Genomic DNA, 4,392 nt, shown 5'->3' with positions numbered 1-4,392 from the left:
TCTCGATGGTCGCCGCATCGGTGATGCGCAGGCCGGCGGCGAATTCCGAGACGATGCCGAGACGCTTGAGCATGGTCGCGATCTGCGGCCCGCCGCCATGCACCACCACCGGGTTGATCGCGGTCTGCTCCAGCAGCACGATGTCGCGGGCAAAGTTCTTCGCGGTCTCCTCGTCGCCCATGGCGTGGCCGCCATATTTGATGACGATGGTTTCTTCGTCATACTGCTGCATGTGCGGCAGCGCTTCGGACAGGATGCGGGCCTGGTCGAGCGGTGAGATGTCGGTCATGAGGCGGATCTCGCTGGCGGGACTGTCGGGCCGCGTTCTATCCGATTGGCGGGCGAGGCGCAAAGCGTGACTGGCATGCCGCTGCGTAGCCCGGATGGAGCGCAGCGTAATCCGGGGATTTGTGCCACAGACGCCGGTCCCGGATTGCGCTGCGCTCCATCCGGGCTACGGGTCAGCGCTTAGGCACCATCGCCGCCACACTCACCGCCAGCCAGCTCAAGATCAGCAGCGTTCCGCCCGTTGGCGCCGCGTACGGAAACAGCGAATGGCCCGCGTACTGCCGCAGCGTCAGGTCGCCCGCGAACAGCGCCGCCGCGATCACGAAGCCGAACGCGGCGATGAGGCCAATTCCGCCGTGCAGAAGGCCGCGTTCGATCAGGGCTGTGGCCGCGAGTATGGCAGTTGCATGAAACAGCAGCATGGCGCTGGCGGAGGCAAGCCGGCCGGCATCGGCGCCGTGCGCGGCAGCGGCTGCCAGGGCGACGCCGGCGGCGCCCATCAAACCGGCAAGCCCAATCAACAGGCGGCGCGCGGCCATCACGAACTCCGTTCCTCCAGCAGCTTCGCYATCGCGGCGCGCAGCTCGGCCATGCCGGCCCCGGAGCGCGAGGAGGTCGTCAGCACATCGGGAAACGCGGCGGGATGCTTGGCGAGCGCAGCGCCGGTCTCGACGATGCGCGATTGAAGCTCCGACGCCTTCACCTGGTCGGCCTTGGTCAGCACGATCTGGTAGCTGACGGCGGAGCGGTCGAGCGTCTTCAGGATTTCGAGGTCGACGTCCTTCAGCCCGTGCCGGGCGTCGATCAGCACGTAGACGCGCGCGAGCGAGGCGCGGCCGAGCAGGAATTTGTGGATCAGCTCGGTCCAGGACGCGACCTGGCTCTTCGGCGCCTTGGCATAGCCATAGCCGGGCATATCGACCAGCCGCAGGTCCGTCTTGCCCGGGACCTCGAAGAAGATCAGCTCCTGGGTGCGGCCCGGCGTATGCGAGGTGCGGGCGAGCGCGTTGCGGCCGGTCAGCGCGTTGATCAGGCTCGACTTGCCGACATTGGAGCGGCCGGCAAAGGCGATCTCGAGCCCCGCCATCGGCGGCAGCGTTTCGATCGAGGGCGAGGCCCAGATGAACTGCCAGTCGCGGGTGAACAGCTTTCGCCCGGTCTCGATCAGCTTCGCATCTTTGTCGTTGGTCATGCGAAGCTCTTTGTTTCACCGTCATTCCGGGGCGATGCGAAGCATCGAACCCGGAATCTCGAGATTCCGGGTCTGGTGCTTCGCACCATCCCGGAATGACGAGGTTGAGGTATTGCGCCTACGTCGCCTTCTTCGCGAACGTTGCCTTGAGATTGTCGAACAGCTCCACCTTCACGCCGTTGCGGCGCATGATGAAGCTCTGCTGGAGCACCGAGAGCGTGTTGTTCCAGGCCCAGTAGATCACGAGACCCGCCGGGAAGCCCGCCAGCATGAAGGTGAAGATCAGCGGCATCCAGTTGAAGATCAGCTGCTGGGTCGGATCCGGCGGCGTCGGATTCAGCTTCATCTGGAACCACATCGTGATGCCCATGATGATCGGCCAGATGCCGAGCGCGAGATAATGGCCGAACACGGGGATCGTGGTCGGATCGAACGGGATCAGCCCGAACAGGTTGAACAGATTGGTCGGGTCGGGCGCCGAGAGGTCCTTGATCCAGCCGTAGAAGGGCGCGTGCCGCATCTCGATGGTGACGAACAGCACTTTGTAGAGCGAGAAGAACACCGGGATCTGGATCACCACGGGAAGACAGCCGGCGACCGGATTGATCTTCTCCTTGCGGTAGATCTCCATCATCTCCTGCTGCTGCTTCACCTTGTCGTCGGGAAAGCGCTCCTTCAGCGCCTGAAGCTGCGGCTGGATCGACTTCATCTTCGCCATCGAGGCGTAGGACTTGTTCGCCAGAGGGAAGAACAAGAGCTTCACGATCACGGTCACGAGCAGGATCGAGATGCCGAAATTGCCGAAGAAGCGATAGAAGAAGTCCAGGCCCAGGAACATCGGCTTGGTGATGAAGTAGAACCAGCCCCAGTCGATCAGGAGATCGAAATGGTTCAGCCCGAGCTCCTTGTTGTAGCCGCCGAGGCCCGCGAACGGGAACACGCCGACGACGCCGGCTTCCTTGGCGCCGGCGAACAGCCGCGCGTTTGCCGTCGCGGTGCCGCCGATGGCGACGGTGACGGGATCGAGCAGATAGTCGGTCTGGTAGGTATGGACGTTGCCGGTGGGATTCGACGAGAAGCGCGCCTGGAGCTGGGCGTCGGTGTCGGGCAGCAGCGCCGAGGCCCAGTACTTGTCGGTGATGCCGAGCCAGCCATTGGTGACCTTGAAGTTCACCTGCTTGGTTTCGTCGATCTTCTTGTAGGCGTATTCCTGCAGGCCCTGGTCGCCGAGATAGCCGATCAGGCCTTCATGCAGGATATAGTAGCCCGAGACCTGCGGCGTGCCGTGGCGCGAGATCAGCGCGAAGGGATAGAGCGTGACCGGCGCGTTGCCGACATTGGTCACCTCGTCCTTGACGGTGAAGAGATAGTGGTCGTCGACCGAGATGGTGCGGCGGAAGGTGAGGCCTTCGCCATTGTCCCATTTCAGCACCGCCGGCGTCGACGGCGTCAGGCTGCCGCTGCCGTCCTGCTGCCAGAGGGTCTGGGAGTCCGGCAGCTTGGCCGTCACGCCCGTCGCCCGCACCCAGCCGAACTCGGCGTAATAGGGCTCCGCGGTGCCCGAGGGCGAATAGAGGATGATCGGCGGCGACTTCGGATCGACCGTTTCGCGATACTGCACCAGCGCAATGTCGTCGATGCGGCCGCCCTTCAGCGAGATGCTGCCGGCAATCCGCGGCGTGTCGATCTTCACGCGCGGGCTGGCTGCAATCGCGGTGTCGCGGGCAACGACCGGCTGGGCTTGCTGATTCGCGGCCGGAGCGGCTGACGGCTGAGCCGCACCGCCGGCCTGCGGCGCGCTGCCCGGCGTCGCGGAGGCCGTCGGCTGCGGCGTGGTCTTCTGAAGCTCGGCCTGCTGCTGCTGGGCGCGCTGCTTCTCCATCTGCGGCACGTTGTAGAAATACTGCCAGGCGATCAGGACCAGGCCCGACAGAATGACGGCGAGGATGGTGTTGCGATTGTCGGTCATCTCTAATGTCTCGTCATCAATCCGGGTTGCGGCTGGCAGCGGGAGCGGGGCCTGACCCAGAGCGGTCGGTTCTTGCGCCGCGTCCCTTTGGCGCCTGCCGCGTGCGTTTCGTGAACGCCGTGCGGAGGTCGTCGAGCATGATCGCGAAGTCGCGCGTGAGCGCGTCCCTTCGGCCGACCAGTACATAGTCATGATGGGGCTGCATCGATACCGGGTCGAGCCGCTTCACCAATTCGCGAAGCCGGCGCCGGATACGATTGCGCTCGGGGGCGTTGCCGTTCTTTTTGGTAACGGTGAAGCCGATCCGGATCGGACCGCTGTCGTCACGGCCGCGGCTTTGCAGGACGAACGCGGGACTATTCACCCGCGCGCCATTGGCAACGGCGAGGAAATCCGCCCGCTGCCTCAGCCGATCCATGATGAAATCCCAAAAGGGCCAGGCTCAGGCGCTCAGACGCTTGCGGCCGCGGKCGCGGCGGGCGGCGAGAACCTTGCGGCCGCCGGCAGTGGCCAGACGGGCACGGAAGCCGTGACGGCGCTTGCGCACCAGTTTGCTGGGTTGATAAGTCCGCTTCACGGGTTTTTCTCCGCTGACCGGGCAATTTGCCTGTAGAATTGAAGGTAAAGTCCGGAAGATGCGGCCCAAAATGGGCCCTTTTCCGGCCCTAAGAGAGCCGCTCCCGGCATTACGCCGGGTCATCGCGGACAATTCGCGCGGCTTATATGCGAGCGTCCCCTTCTCGTCAACGCCGCAGGACCGCGCAGGCCAAGGGAATATCAGTGAATATCGCTGTTTCGGCGGGGTTTTTTACCCCTGAGGTAGCGACTCGCCGTATCCACGCTTACATCCCACCTTGGGAGATTAGCGATCCGTAATTTGACCGGCCCTAGGTGCGGGTCGCATCCTTCGTCAGCCAAGGCCAGCAGGGGCGAACTTCGTGGT

At 64.2% G+C, this 4,392-nt stretch carries 6 protein-coding genes; all 6 read right to left on the bottom strand.

The window, feature by feature from the left end:
* A partial coding sequence (gene argB / locus ACXJL8_RS35060; RefSeq protein WP_456686455.1) for an acetylglutamate kinase occupies positions 1-289 on the bottom strand: 289 nt, incomplete at its 3' end.
* Between the two features lie 172 nt (positions 290-461).
* Positions 462-827: a DUF423 domain-containing protein gene (locus ACXJL8_RS35055; protein WP_456619451.1), complete on the bottom strand. Its 366-nt coding sequence runs from the start codon at positions 825-827 to the stop codon at positions 462-464.
* Positions 827-1,480, bottom strand: coding sequence for a ribosome biogenesis GTP-binding protein YihA/YsxC (gene yihA, locus ACXJL8_RS35050; RefSeq protein ID WP_456686454.1), 654 nt, complete (start codon positions 1,478-1,480; stop codon positions 827-829). The genes ACXJL8_RS35055 and yihA overlap by 1 nt, the downstream gene beginning before the upstream one ends.
* 118 nt (positions 1,481-1,598) lie before the next feature.
* Positions 1,599-3,449, bottom strand: coding sequence for a membrane protein insertase YidC (yidC, locus tag ACXJL8_RS35045; RefSeq protein ID WP_456686453.1), 1,851 nt, complete (start codon positions 3,447-3,449; stop codon positions 1,599-1,601).
* A gap of 16 nt (positions 3,450-3,465) precedes the next feature.
* Positions 3,466-3,867, bottom strand: coding sequence for a ribonuclease P protein component (gene rnpA / locus ACXJL8_RS35040; protein ID WP_456619454.1), 402 nt, complete (start codon positions 3,865-3,867; stop codon positions 3,466-3,468).
* 24 nt (positions 3,868-3,891) lie between these two features.
* Positions 3,892-4,026 carry a 50S ribosomal protein L34 gene (rpmH, locus tag ACXJL8_RS35035; protein WP_456686452.1) on the bottom strand — a complete coding sequence of 45 codons (135 nt, stop codon included), beginning with the start codon at positions 4,024-4,026 and terminating at the stop codon, positions 3,892-3,894.
* Positions 4,027-4,392 lie beyond the last annotated feature (366 nt).

The sequence above is a fragment of the Bradyrhizobium sp. P5_C11_2 genome (genome assembly GCF_054049755.1).
This window is presented reverse-complemented; position numbering and strand designations above follow the sequence as displayed.